Source organism: Planococcus maritimus (assembly GCF_001687625.2).
Lineage (GTDB): Bacteria > Bacillota > Bacilli > Bacillales_A > Planococcaceae > Planococcus > Planococcus maritimus.
This window is the reverse complement of record NZ_CP016538.2, coordinates 1,142,970-1,158,057: the sequence shown is the minus strand read 5'-3', so window position 1 is coordinate 1,158,057 and position 15,088 is coordinate 1,142,970. Positions and strand designations below refer to the sequence as shown.

At 46.2% G+C, this 15,088-nt stretch carries 17 protein-coding genes and 1 riboswitch; all 17 genes read right to left on the bottom strand.

What is annotated here, in order from left to right; all coding sequences use genetic code 11:
* Positions 1 to 22: 22 nt before the first annotated feature.
* Positions 23 to 205 (bottom strand): hypothetical protein, encoded by a 183-nt coding sequence (locus tag BBI11_RS05780; protein WP_068461429.1) that lies wholly within the window; start codon positions 203 to 205, stop codon positions 23 to 25.
* 129 nt (positions 206 to 334) lie between these two features.
* Positions 335 to 1,732, bottom strand: coding sequence for a Fe-S cluster assembly protein SufB (gene sufB, locus BBI11_RS05775; protein WP_068461427.1), 1,398 nt, complete (start codon positions 1,730 to 1,732; stop codon positions 335 to 337).
* 20 nt (positions 1,733 to 1,752) lie between these two features.
* Positions 1,753 to 2,193: a Fe-S cluster assembly sulfur transfer protein SufU gene (gene sufU / locus BBI11_RS05770; RefSeq protein WP_068461425.1), complete on the bottom strand. Its 441-nt coding sequence runs from the start codon at positions 2,191 to 2,193 to the stop codon at positions 1,753 to 1,755.
* The gene (locus BBI11_RS05765) at positions 2,183 to 3,409 is read right to left on the bottom strand and encodes a cysteine desulfurase (protein WP_068461423.1); all 1,227 of its coding nucleotides are present in this window, start codon (positions 3,407 to 3,409) and stop codon (positions 2,183 to 2,185) included. Before BBI11_RS05765 ends, sufU begins: the two co-directional genes overlap by 11 nt.
* On the bottom strand, positions 3,409 to 4,713 hold the full coding sequence (gene sufD, locus BBI11_RS05760; RefSeq protein ID WP_068461421.1) for a Fe-S cluster assembly protein SufD: 1,305 nt from the start codon (positions 4,711 to 4,713) through the stop codon (positions 3,409 to 3,411). The genes BBI11_RS05765 and sufD overlap by 1 nt, the downstream gene beginning before the upstream one ends.
* A gap of 18 nt (positions 4,714 to 4,731) precedes the next feature.
* Positions 4,732 to 5,511 (bottom strand): Fe-S cluster assembly ATPase SufC, encoded by a 780-nt coding sequence (sufC, locus tag BBI11_RS05755; protein ID WP_068461419.1) that lies wholly within the window; start codon positions 5,509 to 5,511, stop codon positions 4,732 to 4,734.
* 335 nt (positions 5,512 to 5,846) lie between these two features.
* The gene (locus BBI11_RS16460) at positions 5,847 to 6,002 is read right to left on the bottom strand and encodes a YuzK family famiily protein (RefSeq protein WP_167358148.1); all 156 of its coding nucleotides are present in this window, start codon (positions 6,000 to 6,002) and stop codon (positions 5,847 to 5,849) included.
* 199 nt (positions 6,003 to 6,201) lie between these two features.
* Positions 6,202 to 6,732, bottom strand: coding sequence for a hypothetical protein (locus tag BBI11_RS05750; protein WP_068461417.1), 531 nt, complete (start codon positions 6,730 to 6,732; stop codon positions 6,202 to 6,204).
* A gap of 102 nt (positions 6,733 to 6,834) precedes the next feature.
* On the bottom strand, positions 6,835 to 8,001 hold the full coding sequence (locus BBI11_RS05745) for a dicarboxylate/amino acid:cation symporter (protein WP_068461415.1): 1,167 nt from the start codon (positions 7,999 to 8,001) through the stop codon (positions 6,835 to 6,837).
* Positions 8,002 to 8,236: 235 nt separating this feature from the next.
* Positions 8,237 to 9,064: a MetQ/NlpA family ABC transporter substrate-binding protein gene (locus tag BBI11_RS05740; RefSeq protein ID WP_068461412.1), complete on the bottom strand. Its 828-nt coding sequence runs from the start codon at positions 9,062 to 9,064 to the stop codon at positions 8,237 to 8,239.
* A gap of 92 nt (positions 9,065 to 9,156) precedes the next feature.
* Complete coding sequence (locus BBI11_RS05735; protein ID WP_068461410.1) at positions 9,157 to 9,825, bottom strand: methionine ABC transporter permease; 669 nt, start codon at positions 9,823 to 9,825, stop codon at positions 9,157 to 9,159.
* Positions 9,818 to 10,843, bottom strand: a complete 1,026-nt coding sequence (locus BBI11_RS05730; RefSeq protein ID WP_068461408.1) for a methionine ABC transporter ATP-binding protein — start codon at positions 10,841 to 10,843, stop codon at positions 9,818 to 9,820. Before BBI11_RS05730 ends, BBI11_RS05735 begins: the two co-directional genes overlap by 8 nt.
* Positions 10,844 to 10,933: 90 nt before the next feature.
* Positions 10,934 to 11,038, bottom strand: a riboswitch (SAM riboswitch).
* A gap of 35 nt (positions 11,039 to 11,073) precedes the next feature.
* Entirely contained in the window at positions 11,074 to 11,397 is a 324-nt protein-coding gene (locus BBI11_RS05725; protein WP_068461407.1) for a thioredoxin family protein, read from the bottom strand.
* A gap of 1 nt (position 11,398) precedes the next feature.
* Complete coding sequence (locus BBI11_RS05720; RefSeq protein ID WP_068461405.1) at positions 11,399 to 11,740, bottom strand: ribonuclease M5; 342 nt, start codon at positions 11,738 to 11,740, stop codon at positions 11,399 to 11,401.
* Between the two features lie 60 nt (positions 11,741 to 11,800).
* A complete protein-coding gene (gcvH, locus tag BBI11_RS05715; protein ID WP_068461403.1) occupies positions 11,801 to 12,181 on the bottom strand; it encodes a glycine cleavage system protein GcvH in 381 nt (126 codons plus the stop codon).
* Between the two features lie 77 nt (positions 12,182 to 12,258).
* The gene (locus tag BBI11_RS05710) at positions 12,259 to 12,612 is read right to left on the bottom strand and encodes an arsenate reductase family protein (RefSeq protein WP_068461401.1); all 354 of its coding nucleotides are present in this window, start codon (positions 12,610 to 12,612) and stop codon (positions 12,259 to 12,261) included.
* Positions 12,613 to 13,272: 660 nt separating this feature from the next.
* Positions 13,273 to 15,054, bottom strand: coding sequence for an acyl-CoA dehydrogenase family protein (locus BBI11_RS05705; RefSeq protein WP_068461400.1), 1,782 nt, complete (start codon positions 15,052 to 15,054; stop codon positions 13,273 to 13,275).
* Positions 15,055 to 15,088 lie beyond the last annotated feature (34 nt).

Here is a 15,088-nt window from a genome sequence, read left to right as displayed (position 1 = left end):
TTTTTCACCGGGCTAGAGGCTCTTAGAATAGCCCGCCGAGCCCGCCGCCAATTTTGGATTTGGCAAGGTCCATCAATTCGTTCTTTTCGTTTTCATCGATTTTGCCGTCTTCGTATGCCTGCTTGACTTGGGTGATGATTTCTTTTGCTTCTCCCATATCGGCATTGCTGATCTTCTCTTTTAACGCGTCAAAAGTTTGGCTCATTGAAAAGGTCCCTCCTCAATTTTTAGCTTCCCCTTCTATATACCCAGTAGGAAATCCATAAAACAAGAGTTAGGCACACTCGTAATCGGCATAAAAAATCCCCGACATGAAAATGCCGGGGGAAAACTATTAACCGATTGAGCCTTCCATCTCGAACTTGATGAGACGGTTCATTTCGACTGCGTATTCCATCGGCAATTCTTTTGTGAATGGCTCGATGAAGCCCATGACGATCATTTCCGTCGCTTCTTGTTCAGAAACGCCGCGGCTCATCAGATAGAACAATTGCTCTTCAGAGACTTTCGACACTTTCGCTTCGTGTTCAAGCGAAACGTTGTCATTCATGATCTCGTTATAAGGAATTGTATCGGATGTGGACTGATTGTCCATAATCAATGTATCGCATTCGATGTTCGAACGTGCGCCGTCCGCTTTACGACCGAAATGCACGATTCCGCGGTAGGAAACTTTCCCACCTTGTTTCGAAATCGATTTGGATACGATGGATGAAGACGTATTTGGTGCCAAGTGGACCATTTTCGCGCCTGCATCCTGGTGCTGGCCTTTACCAGCAATTGCAATTGACAAGGTCATGCCGCGTGCGCCTTCGCCTTTAAGGAAGACAGCAGGGTACTTCATTGTCAATTTCGAACCGATGTTGCCATCGATCCATTCCATTGTGCCGTTCGCGTCAACAAAAGCACGCTTAGTCACTAGGTTATAGACGTTATTCGCCCAGTTCTGGATCGTTGTATAACGGCAATAAGCATCTTTTTTCACGATGATCTCAACAACAGCAGAGTGCAATGAGTTGGTCGTGTAAACCGGTGCTGTACAACCTTCTACATAATGAACGCTTGCGCCTTCGTCGACGATAATCATCGTACGCTCGAATTGGCCCATGTTTTCCGAGTTGATGCGGAAATAAGCTTGCAGCGGCGATTCCACTTTGATGCCTTTTGGTACGTAGATGAACGAACCACCCGACCAAACAGCCGTGTTCAAGGCAGAGAATTTATTGTCTGCTGCTGGAATGACCGTCTGGAAGTTTTCTCTGAAGAGGTCTTCGTTTTCACGAAGCGCTGCATCTGTATCTTTAAAGATGATGCCCATGTCTTCAAGGTCCGCTTTCATGTTGTGGTAAACCACTTCAGATTCATACTGTGCAGAAACACCCGCGAGGTATTTTTGCTCCGCTTCAGGAATTCCCAATTTATCAAACGTACGCTTGATTTCTTCAGGAACTTCATCCCAAGAAGTCTGGCTCGCTTCTGATGGTTTCACGTAATACGTGATTTCGTCAAAATCCAACGAGTTCAAATCTCCGCCCCATTGTGGCATCGGCATGGAGTAAAATAGTTTCAACGCTTTCAAGCGTGATTCAAGCATCCATTCCGGTTCTTCTTTAATCTTCGAAATTTCTCTGACAATGTCTTCTGTCAGACCGCGTTTGGATCTGAAGATGGAAACGTCCTTGTCATGGAACCCATATTTATAATCTCCGATATCCGGCATTTTTTTCGCCATCGTCGTTCCTCCGTTCTCTGTTACGATTTTTCTTCCTCGTGCACACCTTTTTCCATGGCTTTCCACGCTAAGGTCGCGCATTTGATACGCGCCGGGAATTTGGATACACCTTGCAAGGCTTCAATATCCCCAAGGTCCACTGAATCGTCGTACTCTTTCCCAAGCATCATGTCTGAAAAGATTTCAGACATTTTCAATGCCGAGTCTACGTCTTTCCCTTTGACGGCTTGCGTCATCATAGAGGCAGAAGCCATAGAAATTGAGCAACCTTCCCCGTCAAATTTGGCATCTTTGACGATGCCGTCTTCTACTTGCAACGTCAATTGAATTCGGTCGCCGCAAGTCGGGTTGTTCATCTCGATATTAACACTATCCTGTTCAAGCGTCCCTTTGTTGCGGGGCGTCTTGTAATGATCCATGATCACTTGTCGATACAACTGGTCTAAGTTATTAAAAGACATCGCTGAAATACTCCTTTGCAGAACGCAAGCCTTCCACTAGACGATCGATATCCGATTCATCGTTATAAAGATAGAAGCTTGCGCGTGCTGTCGCTGTCACGTCAAGCCATTTCATCAATGGCTGTGCGCAGTGGTGTCCTGCGCGGACAGCGATGCCGCTCATATCGAGCACGGTTGCCACGTCATGGGGATGGACTTCCTTCAAATTGAAGGTGACGATTCCTGCTCGTTTCGCAGGATCGGTCGGGCCGTAGATATCGAGCCCTTCAATTTTCGACATCTTGTCCATGGCCATGGCAGCCATATGGTGTTCGTGTTTTTCGATCTCGTCCAATCCGATTTCCTGCAGGAAGTCGATGGCCGCAGCGAGGCCGACTGCTCCTGCAATGATTGGCGTACCGCCTTCAAATTTCCAAGGCAGTTCTTTCCATGTCGAATCGTATAATCCGACAAAATCGATCATCTCGCCGCCGAACTCGACAGGCTCCATCGCTTCAAGCAAATGCTTTTTACCGTAGAGTACGCCAATACCGGTCGGTCCGACCATCTTATGGCCAGAAAATGCAAAGAAATCGCAATCCAAGTCCTGGACATCAATTTTCAAATGAGGGGCAGCCTGGGCTCCGTCCACCATCATGACAGCGCCATGTTCGTGGGCAATCTTCGCGACTTCCTTCACCGGATTCATCGTGCCAAGTACATTGGAAACGTAAACCATCGAAACAATTTTGGTCCGGTCAGTAATGGCTGCACGGACATTCTCAAGAGAGATGGTGCCATCTTCTTCAAGCTCGATGTATTTCAAGACAGCGCCGCGTTCTTTTGCCAACTGCTGCCAAGGAATGATGTTGGAGTGATGTTCCATATACGTAATGACGATTTCGTCGCCTTCTTCCACGTTTGCACGCCCATAACTTTGTGCGACCAGGTTGATCGCTGTGGTCGTGCCGCGGAGAAAGACAATTTCCTGCGTCGAATTCGCCTTGATGAACTGCTGCACTTTTTCGCGTGCGCCTTCATACTTCTCTGTTGCCCGGTTTCCTAGCGTATGAACGCCACGGTGGACATTGGAATTATCAAACTCGTAATATTCTTTCAGCGCTTCAATGACCGAAGTCGGTTTTTGTGAAGTAGCTGCACTGTCCAAATAGACTAAGGGGTGTCCATTGATTTCCTGGTTGAGTATCGGGAAATAGCTCTTGATCTCTGGATTCATTAGCGGACTTTCCTTTCGATAACCTCCGTCAATTGCTTTTTAACGCCTTCGATTGGCAACACGTTTACAACCGGTGCCAGGAAGCCGTGAATAACAAGACGTTCAGCTTCTTGTTTTGTGATACCGCGGCTCATCAAATAATACAATTGAACCGGATCAACGCGTCCGACTGATGCCGCGTGTCCTGCCGTTACATCATCTTCGTCGATTAAGAGAATCGGGTTTGCATCGCCACGCGCTTTCGGGCTCAACATCAGAACACGTGATTCTTGTTCTGCGTTAGATTTCGTTGCACCGTGTTCGATTTTGCCGATACCGTTAAAGATCGAAGAAGCGGAATCTTTCATGACGCCGTGCTTCAAGATCTGGCCGTCGGAGTTTTTGCCCCAATGGATGACTTGTGTCGTGAAGTTTTGCTTTTGCGTGCCTCTTCCGACTACGACTGTTTTTGTATCGCCGACTGAATTGTCACCGATTAAGAATGTCGTATTATCAGAAATGGTATTGCTGTCGTTCATCATGCCGAGCGCCCATTCAATGCGTGCATCGCGCTGTGCGACACCGCGGCGGTTCACATAAGTTGTAAAACCTTCAGCGAGTACATCGACTGCACCATAAGTGACAGACGCGTTGTCTTCAGCAAATACTTCCGACACGATATTCGCTTGGCCTTTTGCATGCGGCACTGTAGAAATATAGTTTTCAACGTAAGTGACAGAACTGCTCTTATCCGCTACGATCAGCGCATGGTTGAACAAAGATGCTTCCTCATTATCATGAAGGAAAACCGCTTGTACCGGCTTTTCGATTACCACATTTTTTGGCACGTAGAGGAAAACCCCGCCGTTCAATAATGCAGCGTGAAGGGCTGTCAATTTGTGCTCTTCCGCTTTAACCGCTTCTGTCATGAAATATTTAGCGACCAATTCGCTGTGCTCACGGATCGCTGTTTGGATATCCGTCAAAATGACGCCTTGCTGTTCCAAGTTTTTATCCAAGGAAATATAAGCTGGCGTATTATTGTGCTGGATATATAAGTTTTTCTGTTCCAAATCAACAATAGATTTCACTTGTTCTGGCAGTTCGTTAAGCGATTCATACGTAGAGCTATCTACTGTATGCGCCGGAAAGTCCGTGAAGTTCCAGTTGATAATTTTCGTTTTATCAGGTTTTGGGAGCGGCAACGCTTCAGCAGCTGCCAATGCTTGTACGCGCAAATCTGTAAATGCTTCTGGTTCTGAGTGCAAAGCCGAGAAGGAGCGTACATCCTGCTCGGTCATCGTTAGTTTTGTTTCAACCGTCACGTTAGTCTCTCCTTCCAATTATGCTTCTTGTCCAACAGTCTCGTCTTCGATGCCGAGCTCTGCCTTGATCCAGTCATAGCCTTCTGCTTCCAGTTTATGAGCAAGTTCAGGTCCGCCGGATTTTACGACGCGGCCTTGCATCATCACGTGGACGTGATCTGGAGTGATGTAGTTCAAGAGACGCTGGTAGTGAGTGATAATCAAGCAGCCGAAGTTTTCGCCCTTCATTTGGTTGATGCCTTCTGAAACAACTTTCAATGCATCGATATCAAGTCCAGAGTCGATTTCATCAAGTACAGCGAATGTTGGTTTGATCATCATCATCTGAAGAATTTCGTTGCGTTTCTTCTCGCCGCCTGAGAATCCTTCATTCAAGTAACGCTGAGCCATATCCTGGTCCATCGCAAGAGTTTCCATTTTGCTGTCAAGTTCACGGATGAACTTCATCAAAGAAACTTCGTTGCCTTCTTCGCGGCGTGCGTTCATTGCAGAACGCATGAAGTCAGCGTTTGTAACACCTGAGATTTCGCTTGGGTATTGCATAGCCAAGAATAGGCCTGCACGGGCACGTTCGTCGACTTCCATCGCCAACACATCTTCCCCGTCCAATTCAATCGTACCTTGTGTTACTTCATATTTAGGATGCCCCATGATAGCAGACGCCAAGGTTGATTTCCCTGTTCCGTTCGGCCCCATGATGGCATGAATTTCGCTTGTGTTAATGCTTAAGTTTACACCCTTTAAAATCTGTTTTCCTTCGATTTCAACGTGCAGATCTTTAATGACCAAAGTTGACATGTAAATACCTCCATAATGTTATTAAAGAATGCCGCGCACTCTTAATTAGTATCATTCTAATCTTAACTTATATTCACTTCAGTAGCAAATGTTAAAATCGGCTAGAAACCTTGGATTAAAACCATTTTGAAATCCGTATTCTCTGCTGTCAGGAAGCCATTTCTAACAAATCGCGGCGATTGCCTGCATTTTCAATAAAGTCAGTCTAAATGAGAATGCATTTCAGTGAAGCTCTCCTAAATTGGCTGATTCTACCCGTCTGGACATAGAAAAAACCGGACAGAGAAATCACTCTGTCCGGCAGCTTCATGTCAAAATCGTGTGTAGGGATTTTACTATTCGCGGTGCGCTTGGCGCTCGATCTGTGATGCGACCGATTGGCCTTGACGGTAGTCTTGCTCACGGCGCTGTTCAACTTCAAGGATTTTTTGCGGGTCGTTTTGGTATTCGTTCAGTCCGTACCCGTGTACGTCTCTGAATGCCTGTTCCATTTTTTCCGTCTTTTCAATACCTTGAGAATCGATAATAAACCATCCCTTTCGAGTTTTCGTATTTTACTTTTAATAGTATACCCGACTGATTGAGGGTTAAACAACAAAAATAATCTAATTTATCTGAAAATAGACCTATCGTCATAGTTATTGGGAATATATAGAAAAAACTGCCCGCTAGACGGACAGCTTTCATAATTTATTGGCTTACTTCGTTGTATAAGTTAGAAGCAACTAAGCCGTTTTCTTCCAATAATTCATTGAGTGCTTCGTCAGCCTCCGCAAATTTTTCAGCAGCCGCTTGGAAGTCAACTGTCTCTTTTCCAAGTTCTTCGATTTTCATCTCGTAAGATGTAGCAATCGAAGCAAGCGCTCCATCGATCTCTTCTTGATAGTCGCTTAGCGATTCGGGTACTTCAATCGTTTCCACCGCTTGCTTGGCTTGTTCAGCAGCTGTAGCAGCCGCTTCTTTCATCTCTGAAAGCTCTGTACCACTAGGCAATGCCTCTTCAGCTTGCGCAATTTCAAAGTCGTTTAATGGTGCATCTTCTGAATTTATTTCTTTGGAAACGGATAGATAAAATTGCATCAATTGGCTCTTAATGCTTTCTTTTCCAGATTCCATCGTGTCAGACCCCGATGTCGTTTCAGTTGTATCAGTAGATTGTTCGTTTCCGCATGCCGCTAGCAATAACGCCGCAGACAAGCCGAGAATTGTGATTTTTTTCATGTTCGTGCCTCCTGGTTTTCATATCCAGCATATGATAGCATAGCCAGATTTATCCGTATAGAGAGCGTGAAAAAGCCGGAATTCATTGAATTCCGGCACAATTCATACTTTTTGAGAAGGAGTAAAACGGTCGACGATATTCGCGAGCGCTCCATCTCCAGTTACATTTGCCGCTGTTCCAAAGCTGTCCTGCGCCAAGTATAGAGCAATCATCAACGCGACCATCGTTTCATCAAAGCCGAGCATCACTTCAAGCAATCCGATGGCTGCCATGACAGCACCGCCCGGAACGCCGGGAGCTGCGATCATTGTTACGCCCAACATCAGAATAAACGGGAAGAAGTTGCCAAATGAAGGCGATTGACCAGTTAATAAGATGACACCAATTGCACATGTAACGAGCGTAATCGTGCTGCCCGACAAATGGATAGTGGCAAATAACGGAACTGTGAAGTCCGCTACGCGTTCTTTCACGCCTGTTTTCCGTGCTTGGCGCAATGTTACTGGAATTGTCGCTGCCGAAGACTGTGTGCCAAGCGCTGTAAAGTATGCCGGCAGCATCGTACGGATTAAAGTGAACGGGTTTTTCTTTCGTAATAGGCCTGCCGTTGTGTATTGTCCTGTCAACATCAGCCAATGCATGACGATGATGAGAATAAAGACAACCGCAAAGAGCGAAAGGATTTCAAACACCGCCCCACCGTGTGCCATATTCGCGAAAATACCGAAAATATGAAAAGGCAATAGCGGGATTATGATGTATGAAATAACTTTTTCAATGATCTGTTGGAACTCTTCAAAAAACGATGCCATCGTCTTGCTTCCTGTAGAAGCCATTCCGATACCAAGCAGGAATGCCAAGATCAAAGCGCTCATGACCCCAAACAATTGAGGGATCTCTAAAGCGATAAAACTTTCAGCAAGTGCATTTTCAGGATCATCCAGATTACTCAGTGAACCGCCTTCCATCAAACTAGGCAAAATCGATGATGCCGCAACAAACGCTAGAACCCCTGCCACTACCGTTGATAAATACGCGATCGCAGTTGCCAGGCCTAATAATTTCCCTGAGCCTTTCCCAAGCTTCGCGATACCTGGTGCGATAAAGCCAAGAATGATTAAGGGCACGATAAAATTCAAGAACCCGCCAAAGATTCCTGTAAATGTTGCAAATACACGAACGAGCGCTTCTGGAGCAAACGAACCGATGAGTACGCCAAGCACAATGGCCAGCACAATCCGCGGCAATAAACCGAATTGAATTTTCATGATCTTGTCCTCCCTGTGTAAACAGATGTTTATTGTGTATTATGTGAAATTACCACAGTTTTCGAAAAGCTAATAGCTTTTTACGAAATCACGTAATATTTTTATTATTCCGATAAAACAAAAAGAGGAAGACTGACATTTGTTCAGGTCTATACTTGTAAGCTGTTTGCCTAGTCCCCCACTTTGCGCAATATAAAAACCAGCCTATTCTCATGGAATAGGCTGGTTAAAAATTTTACTGTTCAACTGGAACGATTGATCCGTCCCATTCTTCTAAAATGAAATCTTGAATCTCTTGTGATGTCAACACGTCCACCAAAGCTTGAATATCTTCGTTTTCTTCATCTCCAGCTTGCACAGCGATGATATTAGCGTATGGAGAATCTGAACTTTCCAGCGCAATAGCATCTTCCATCGGGCTCAAGCCAGCATCGATCGCATAATTTGAGTTGATCAAGACCGCATCCCCTTCGCCTGATTCGTACATTTGTACGAGTAGAGCCGCTTCGTACTCTGTATCAAACTGCAAGTTTTTCTCGTTTTCTACAATATCGCTCGTTTCAGCCGTTGTTTTGTCAATGCCTTCTTCTAACGTAATCAATCCTTCTGCTTCAAGCATAGCCAGGATGCGGCCATGGTCAGCGACAGAATTGCTCATGAGGATTGTTGCGTCTTGCGGCAACTCTTCTAGAGACGAAAAGTCTTGCGAGTAAACACCAATCGGCTCAATGTGAATGCCTCCAGCACTGGCGAAATCGTAACCATGATCAGCAATTTGTGATTCCAAATAAGGTGTGTGTTGGAAATAGTTTGCATCCAAATCGCCTGATTCAAGGTCTTGGTTCGGGAGAATGTAATCTTGGTACGTTTCGATTTCAAGCTCGATGCCCTGTTCTTCCAAAATCGGTTTTGCCTGTTCCAGAATTTCAGCGTGCGGAATGTTAGAAGCGCCAACTTTTAGCGTGCTTGTTTCTCCTTCTGATGAACCGCTGCCGCTATCTTCTGCACCACAAGCGGATAATGCCAATACTGCTGCAAATGAACCAAATACTAGTTTCTTCATTACAAATTTCCCCTTTTCTACTATTGAATGTATTTTTTATTTCATGGACTGTAAAGCCCAATCTTTTTCATGATCTAAAGACAATCCGGATTTTAGCGCTTGTCTGCTTTTCCGGTCAAATAATCGCCGATGAATTGGACGATAAATACAATGACGAGAATCGCGATAGTTGCCATCAACGTGACGTCCTCACGGCTTCTTTGGAAACCGTCCAAGAAAGCTAGTGTTCCTAAGCCACCAGCACCGATAATGCCGGCCATTGCCGTATACCCAACCAAAGCGATTGCTGTTACCGTAATACCGGAAATCAATGCCGGTTTTGATTCAGGAAGCAATACTTTGCGAATGATGGTCCACGTTGTCGCTCCCATCGAACGGGCTGCCTCGATAACGCCTTTATCAATTTCTTTCAAGGCGATGAGCACCATTCGGGCGTAAAAAGGAGCAGCTCCGATGATTAGTGCCGGGAGCGCCGCGTTCGGTCCGCGTATGCTGCCGATCAAGAATTTCGTGAACGGGATCAATAAGATGATCAAAATGATAAAAGGGATCGACCGGAAGATATTGACGAATGCGCCGGTCAGCCAGTTGACGATTTTATTGGCCCATAATTGATTAGGTGCGGTCAGGAATAAAACGATTCCTAGAACCAAGCCTATGACGAAAGTGAAGAATGTGGACATCGCTGTCATGTAGATGGTTTCAAGTGTCGCTTCCCACATATCTGCCCAATCCACGTTCGGGAATAAAGTCTCAAGCATTGCCCATCACCTCCGTCTGTACATCATGTGCACCGAGGAAAGCGATCGCTTTGCTTATTTCGTCTGCAGAGCCTTTCAATTGAAGAATCAGCGTACCATACGCCCCGCGCTGGGTGTGAGAGATATTGCCGTGGACGATATTGACCTCCACTGCATATTCCCGGATGAGCTGCGTCAAGATTGGCTGTTCTGCTTGGTCTCCGACGAAAATCAGTTTGACCAATTGGCCTTCCGGATATTGCTCGCGCAAATGGCGGACGGTTTCTGCTGAGTCCTCCGTCTCGGTCACCTGAGCGACGAAAGTTTTGGTGATGTTCTCTTTCGGATGCTGGAAGACATGCAGCACTTCGCCCAATTCGACGACGCGCCCGCCTTCCATGACCGCCACCCGGTGGCAGATCTTCCGGATGACGTGCATTTCGTGAGTGATCAACACAATCGTCAAGCCCAATCGTTTGTTAATGTCGACCAATAAATCCAAAATGGCATCGGTCGTTTGTGGGTCCAGTGCTGAAGTCGCTTCATCGCAAAGCAAAACTTCTGGATCGTTGGCCAGTGCGCGTGCGATGCCGACGCGCTGCTTTTGCCCACCGGAAAGTTGTGACGGATATGCATTATCGCGTCCTTCTAAGCCGACCAATTCGATCAACTCTGCAGAACGTTTGCGCCGCTCTTCCTTCCCTACACCGGCAATTTCCAGCGGGAATTCGATATTTTCACGAACGGTGCGTGACCATAGCAAGTTGAAATGCTGGAAGATCATGCTGACCTTTTGACGGGCTTTTCTGAGCTTCGGGCCTGAAATCGCCGTGATGTTTTGGCCATTGATTTCTACGGATCCTTCGCTCGGCTGTTCTAGGCCATTTAGCAGGCGGATCAAGGTACTTTTCCCTGCTCCGCTATAGCCGATAATGCCAAAAATTTCACCGGATGGCACCGTTAAATCGACATGGTCGACAGCCGTTAAACGCGCTTTTCCCGTATCGAACACTTTTGTTAATCCTTTTAACTCAATCATGTTTGGGCACTCTCCTAAATCTTTTGCTAATAAAAAAGCCTTTCTGCTCAGATAAGCAGAAAGGCACATGTGTAAACACAATAAACCGTTCTCTCATCTTTCAAAGTTTTCACTTTGAGTGACTTGGCACCATTTCATTTTCATGACGGTTGCCGGGCTTCATCGGGCACTTCCCTCCACCTCTCTGTATAAGAGCTACGCTATTTAGTTAATTTCAGAAATTAAATCTATCATGGCTGGCTGTATTCGTCAACCGTTTTTAATTTTTCGTATAAATAAGGCACTGACTGAAACGCATAGACCTTATCCGTCACTTGGCCATCTTGTGAAATCAACAGACACGGCACGCTTTCCACTTCGTAGAGTTCCGCTACTTCCTGTACATAATTCAAATTGGCTTTGCCCATCGGAAGGTCCGGCAATAGTTCCGCCACCACACCGAGCATCTTACTGGCCACTTGGCAAGTGCCGCACATCGGCGTATACAAATAATATGCTGAAACGGGCTGCGTGTTTTTTTCCTTCAGCCATTCTTTATGTGTCCATTCGTTCATGTTAGTCATTCCCTGCTACTGGATTTAAGACCCGTACATCGGCTGCGATGAGCACATCGATCAGCTTGCGCAGCGGCGTCGTCGCCACCTCTTTATAACTTCGGTCGATATGGAAATGGCGCGCTTCAGGAAACTCGCGCTTGATGAGCTTGCGCAGCTTATCGCCCGAAGCGTCCGCATCGACCAGGATGATGATATCCTGCCCTTCAAATGGCAAAAGCATCTCCTCGAGTCTTGTAGCACTTACTGTACCATTTGTGCAAAGAATCGTCACGGGTTCTGCAATCAATGGCGCGATGCGGGCTTTGTCGCTAATCCCTTCAACCACTATTACTTTCTCCATACGTATCCCCCCAGAAAACGATAGATGAAAAAAAGCGCCAAAAAAAGGCGCTTCTGGAACTTACTCGTTAGTCATTTCTTTGTATTCGTCAGCTGACATCAAGGCATTGACCTCATCTTCGGAAGGGGCTTCCACAACGACCATCCACGCTTGTTCGTAAGGGGATTCGTTGACGAATTCCGGGCTGTCTTCAAGCTCAGAATTGACTTCGACGATTTTCCCGCTGATTGGCGCATACAATTCCGATACCGTTTTAACGGATTCGACGCTGCCAAACGGCTCGTCTTTTTTCAGCTCGTCGCCGACTTGCGGAAGCTCGACAAATACGATGTCTCCAAGTTCATCTTGCGCGAAATGAGTAATGCCGATCGTGGCTTTGCCATCTTCAACTTTGACCCATTCGTGTTCTTTTGAATAACGAAGCTCTTGTGGTGTGCTCATCCAAACCCCTCCAAATATGTAATTGACTCAATTTTAGTTTGCCACAACCCTGAATGAAAAACAAGATGACAGACTTGTTAGCCCCAGGTATTTGTATAGGTTTCTTCTTTGAAGCCGAGTGTCGCTTGTGTTCCGTCCCAAGCAAGCGGGCGTTTGATCAGCATGCCGTCTGAGGCGAGCAATTCGTATTGTTCGTCTGCAGTCATCTCCGGTAGTTTTTCCTTCAATTCCAGTTCGCGGTATTTCTTGCCGCTCGTATTGAAAAACTTTTTCAGTTCGATGCCGCTTGTCTCTTGGATTTCTTTTAGTTGTGTTGCGGAAGGCGGATTTTGTGCGATGTCGATGTAGTCAAATTCCGCACCATTCGCCTCGAGCCATTTCTTGCCTTTTTGGCAGGTCGAGCATTTCGGGTAAGCATAATACTGGATCATTCAATCTCCTCCTGTCTTGTCAATCAAGCATATCAAAATGCCCCGGAGCAGTCGACTGGAAGGGAGTTTATGCAAATTAAATTTAAAATAAGGTTGTCCTGTATTAAAAAGCGGATGTCCATTTCGACGGACGCTTTCCGCGGACACGGCTTCCTTCGCTTCCTTCGCTGCGCTCAGTCCAGGGTCTTCAGCTCGTGCTATTTCCGCAGGAGTCGCCGTCTCCATTCCCATCCGTTATTGTGTATTGAACGAAGGAAAGACCTTAAATACTAAAGAAACCTTACCGTTTCTATTGCTCAGAAAAGTACTTTATACAAAAATTATAAAATTTCCTCTTCTTGCATGTCTTAAACAAAAAAGGAAAGGTTTTTCCTTCCCTTTCTCAGACTGTTGAAGAAGTTTAATAAACAGTTACGAATTAAAATCGGACCATCTTTTCGACATTTAAAAATCAAAGACCTATTTAAGTATTTGGAGAAGCGTTCGCTCGACTCCAGTGGAACAGCGAGACGACCGAGACCCCGCAAGGAGCAGAGCGACCGAGGAGGCTTGGGCGCGAGCCCACGGAGTCGTGCGATAAGCTTCGGAAAATGCGATTTATTACCTTTCTCGACAGCCTGAAAACAGGAAGGGCTTCCCCTTCCTGTTCTGTCCAATCTATTACACGACGTATTTTTCCACATCGATCAATTTTTCGGATGCTTCGCGTTTTTTCGCGATCAAGTTGTACGGCGTAGAGCGCGTCAACTTGCGGAGCGCGGACAGCATCATGCGCTGGTTGTCGCCATCGATTGCTGCGATGAGCGTTTCTTTCGCATCTTTTTCGATAGCTTCTAACGCTTCCTGGCAGAAAATTTGCGTGTAGAGAAGTTTCTGCTTCGCTTTTTCTTCTCCGCTTGCTGCAATCGCTTTTTCTGTACGAAGAACAACGGATTCCATTGCGAATACATTGCTGACGATATCGGCGATGTTAACCAATACTTCTTGCTCAGCTTCTAATTTCTTGCCGTAAGTTTGCGCGGCAAGCCCGGCTGCAAGAATGGCAATTTTCTTAGCGTTTTTCACCAATACTTTTTCCTGCGCCAAAGCTTCTGTACCGACTTCTTCCGGCATCATCATCAACAATTCTTCTTGCAAAGCTTGTGCATGCTCTAAAAGAGGCAATTCGCCTTTCATCGCTTTACGGAGCAGCGTACCAGGCACGAGCAAGCGATTGATTTCATTTGTCCCTTCAAAGATCCGGTTGATGCGGGAATCGCGGTAGATGCGCTCAATTTCATATTCCTGCATAAAGCCGTAACCGCCGTGCAGCTGAACGCCTTCGTCCACAATATAATCCAAAGTTTCTGTCCCGAAGAATTTATTCAACGAACATTCGATGGCAAATTCCGCAATGGAATCCGCAACCAGTTTGCCATCTGCCTGCTGCTCGTCCGTAAAGCCGCTCATGCGGTCCTCGAACAAGCCGACTGTGCGGTAAACCGAACTTTCAACTGCATACAATTTGGATGCCATTGTCGCTAGTTTCTCTTTTGTCAGGTTAAAAGAAGAAATTGGCGTCTTGAATTGCTGGCGCTGGTTTGTATAAGGAATCGTCAATTCCATTGCTCGCTTGGATGCGCCGATTGTGCCGACGCCCAGTTTGTAGCGCCCGATGTTCAAAATGTTAAAGGCAATGATATGCCCACGCCCTGCTTCGCCGAGAAGGTTTTCCACCGGCACTTCTGCGTCTTCCAAAATCAATGTACGCGTAGAAGATGATTTGATGCCCATTTTCTTTTCTTCCGGGCCGACCGATACGCCGCCGAAATCGCGCTCGACGATAAAGGCCGAGAACTGTTCGCCATCGATTTTTGCATAAACGACGAAGACATCCGCAAATCCTGCGTTTGTGATCCATTGCTTTTCACCATTCAAAACGTAATGCGTGCCTGCTTCGTTTAGTTTCGCGACTGTTTTCGCGCCCAAAGCATCCGAACCGGAGCTTGGCTCAGTCAAAGCATATGCTGCGATTTTCTCACCTGTGGCCAGTACTGGCAAGTATTTCTTTTTCTGCTCGTCATTACCGAACAAGACAATTGGAAGCGAGCCGATGCCGACGTGAGCGCCGTGCGTGATAGAAAAGCCGCCTGCTTTAGACATTTTCTCCGCGATCAAGGCTGAAGCGATTTTGTCGAGCCCGAGACCATCGTATTGCTCCGGAACGTCTGCGCCAAGCAACCCGAGTTCCCCGGCTTTTTTCAAGAGGTTTACGGAATGCTCGAATTCATGGTTCTCCAACTTTTCAACTAAAGGCATAACTTCTGTGTTAACGTAATCCTCTGTCGTCTTAGCGATCATTTTATGCTCTTCTGTGAAATCTTCCGGCGTGAACACACGCGATAAGTCTGCATCTTCGATCAAGAAGCTTCCGCCTTTGATCAATGTTTTTTGTTGTTCCATTTTCCATTCCTCCCAATTTATCTTTTGATTGACC

Bases quoted from the DNA above. Each gene is read 5' to 3' on its own strand.
- BBI11_RS05780 (WP_068461429.1), bottom strand. From the start codon at position 205: ATGAGCCAAACTTTTGACGCGTTAAAAGAGAAGATCAGCAATGCCGAT.
- sufB (WP_068461427.1), bottom strand. From the start codon at position 1,732: ATGGCGAAAAAAATGCCGGATATCGGAGATTATAAATATGGGTTCCAT.
- sufU (WP_068461425.1), bottom strand. From the start codon at position 2,193: ATGTCTTTTAATAACTTAGACCAGTTGTATCGACAAGTGATCATGGAT.
- BBI11_RS05765 (WP_068461423.1), bottom strand. From the start codon at position 3,409: ATGAATCCAGAGATCAAGAGCTATTTCCCGATACTCAACCAGGAAATC.
- sufC (WP_068461419.1), bottom strand. From the start codon at position 5,511: ATGTCAACTTTGGTCATTAAAGATCTGCACGTTGAAATCGAAGGAAAA.
- BBI11_RS16460 (WP_167358148.1), bottom strand. From the start codon at position 6,002: ATGGAACAGGCATTCAGAGACGTACACGGGTACGGACTGAACGAATAC.
- BBI11_RS05750 (WP_068461417.1), bottom strand. From the start codon at position 6,732: ATGAAAAAAATCACAATTCTCGGCTTGTCTGCGGCGTTATTGCTAGCG.
- BBI11_RS05745 (WP_068461415.1), bottom strand. From the start codon at position 8,001: ATGAAAATTCAATTCGGTTTATTGCCGCGGATTGTGCTGGCCATTGTG.
- BBI11_RS05740 (WP_068461412.1), bottom strand. From the start codon at position 9,064: ATGAAGAAACTAGTATTTGGTTCATTTGCAGCAGTATTGGCATTATCC.
- BBI11_RS05735 (WP_068461410.1), bottom strand. From the start codon at position 9,825: ATGCTTGAGACTTTATTCCCGAACGTGGATTGGGCAGATATGTGGGAA.
- BBI11_RS05730 (WP_068461408.1), bottom strand. From the start codon at position 10,843: ATGATTGAGTTAAAAGGATTAACAAAAGTGTTCGATACGGGAAAAGCG.
- BBI11_RS05725 (WP_068461407.1), bottom strand. From the start codon at position 11,397: ATGAACGAATGGACACATAAAGAATGGCTGAAGGAAAAAAACACGCAG.
- BBI11_RS05720 (WP_068461405.1), bottom strand. From the start codon at position 11,740: ATGGAGAAAGTAATAGTGGTTGAAGGGATTAGCGACAAAGCCCGCATC.
- gcvH (WP_068461403.1), bottom strand. From the start codon at position 12,181: ATGAGCACACCACAAGAGCTTCGTTATTCAAAAGAACACGAATGGGTC.
- BBI11_RS05710 (WP_068461401.1), bottom strand. From the start codon at position 12,612: ATGATCCAGTATTATGCTTACCCGAAATGCTCGACCTGCCAAAAAGGC.
- BBI11_RS05705 (WP_068461400.1), bottom strand. From the start codon at position 15,054: ATGGAACAACAAAAAACATTGATCAAAGGCGGAAGCTTCTTGATCGAA.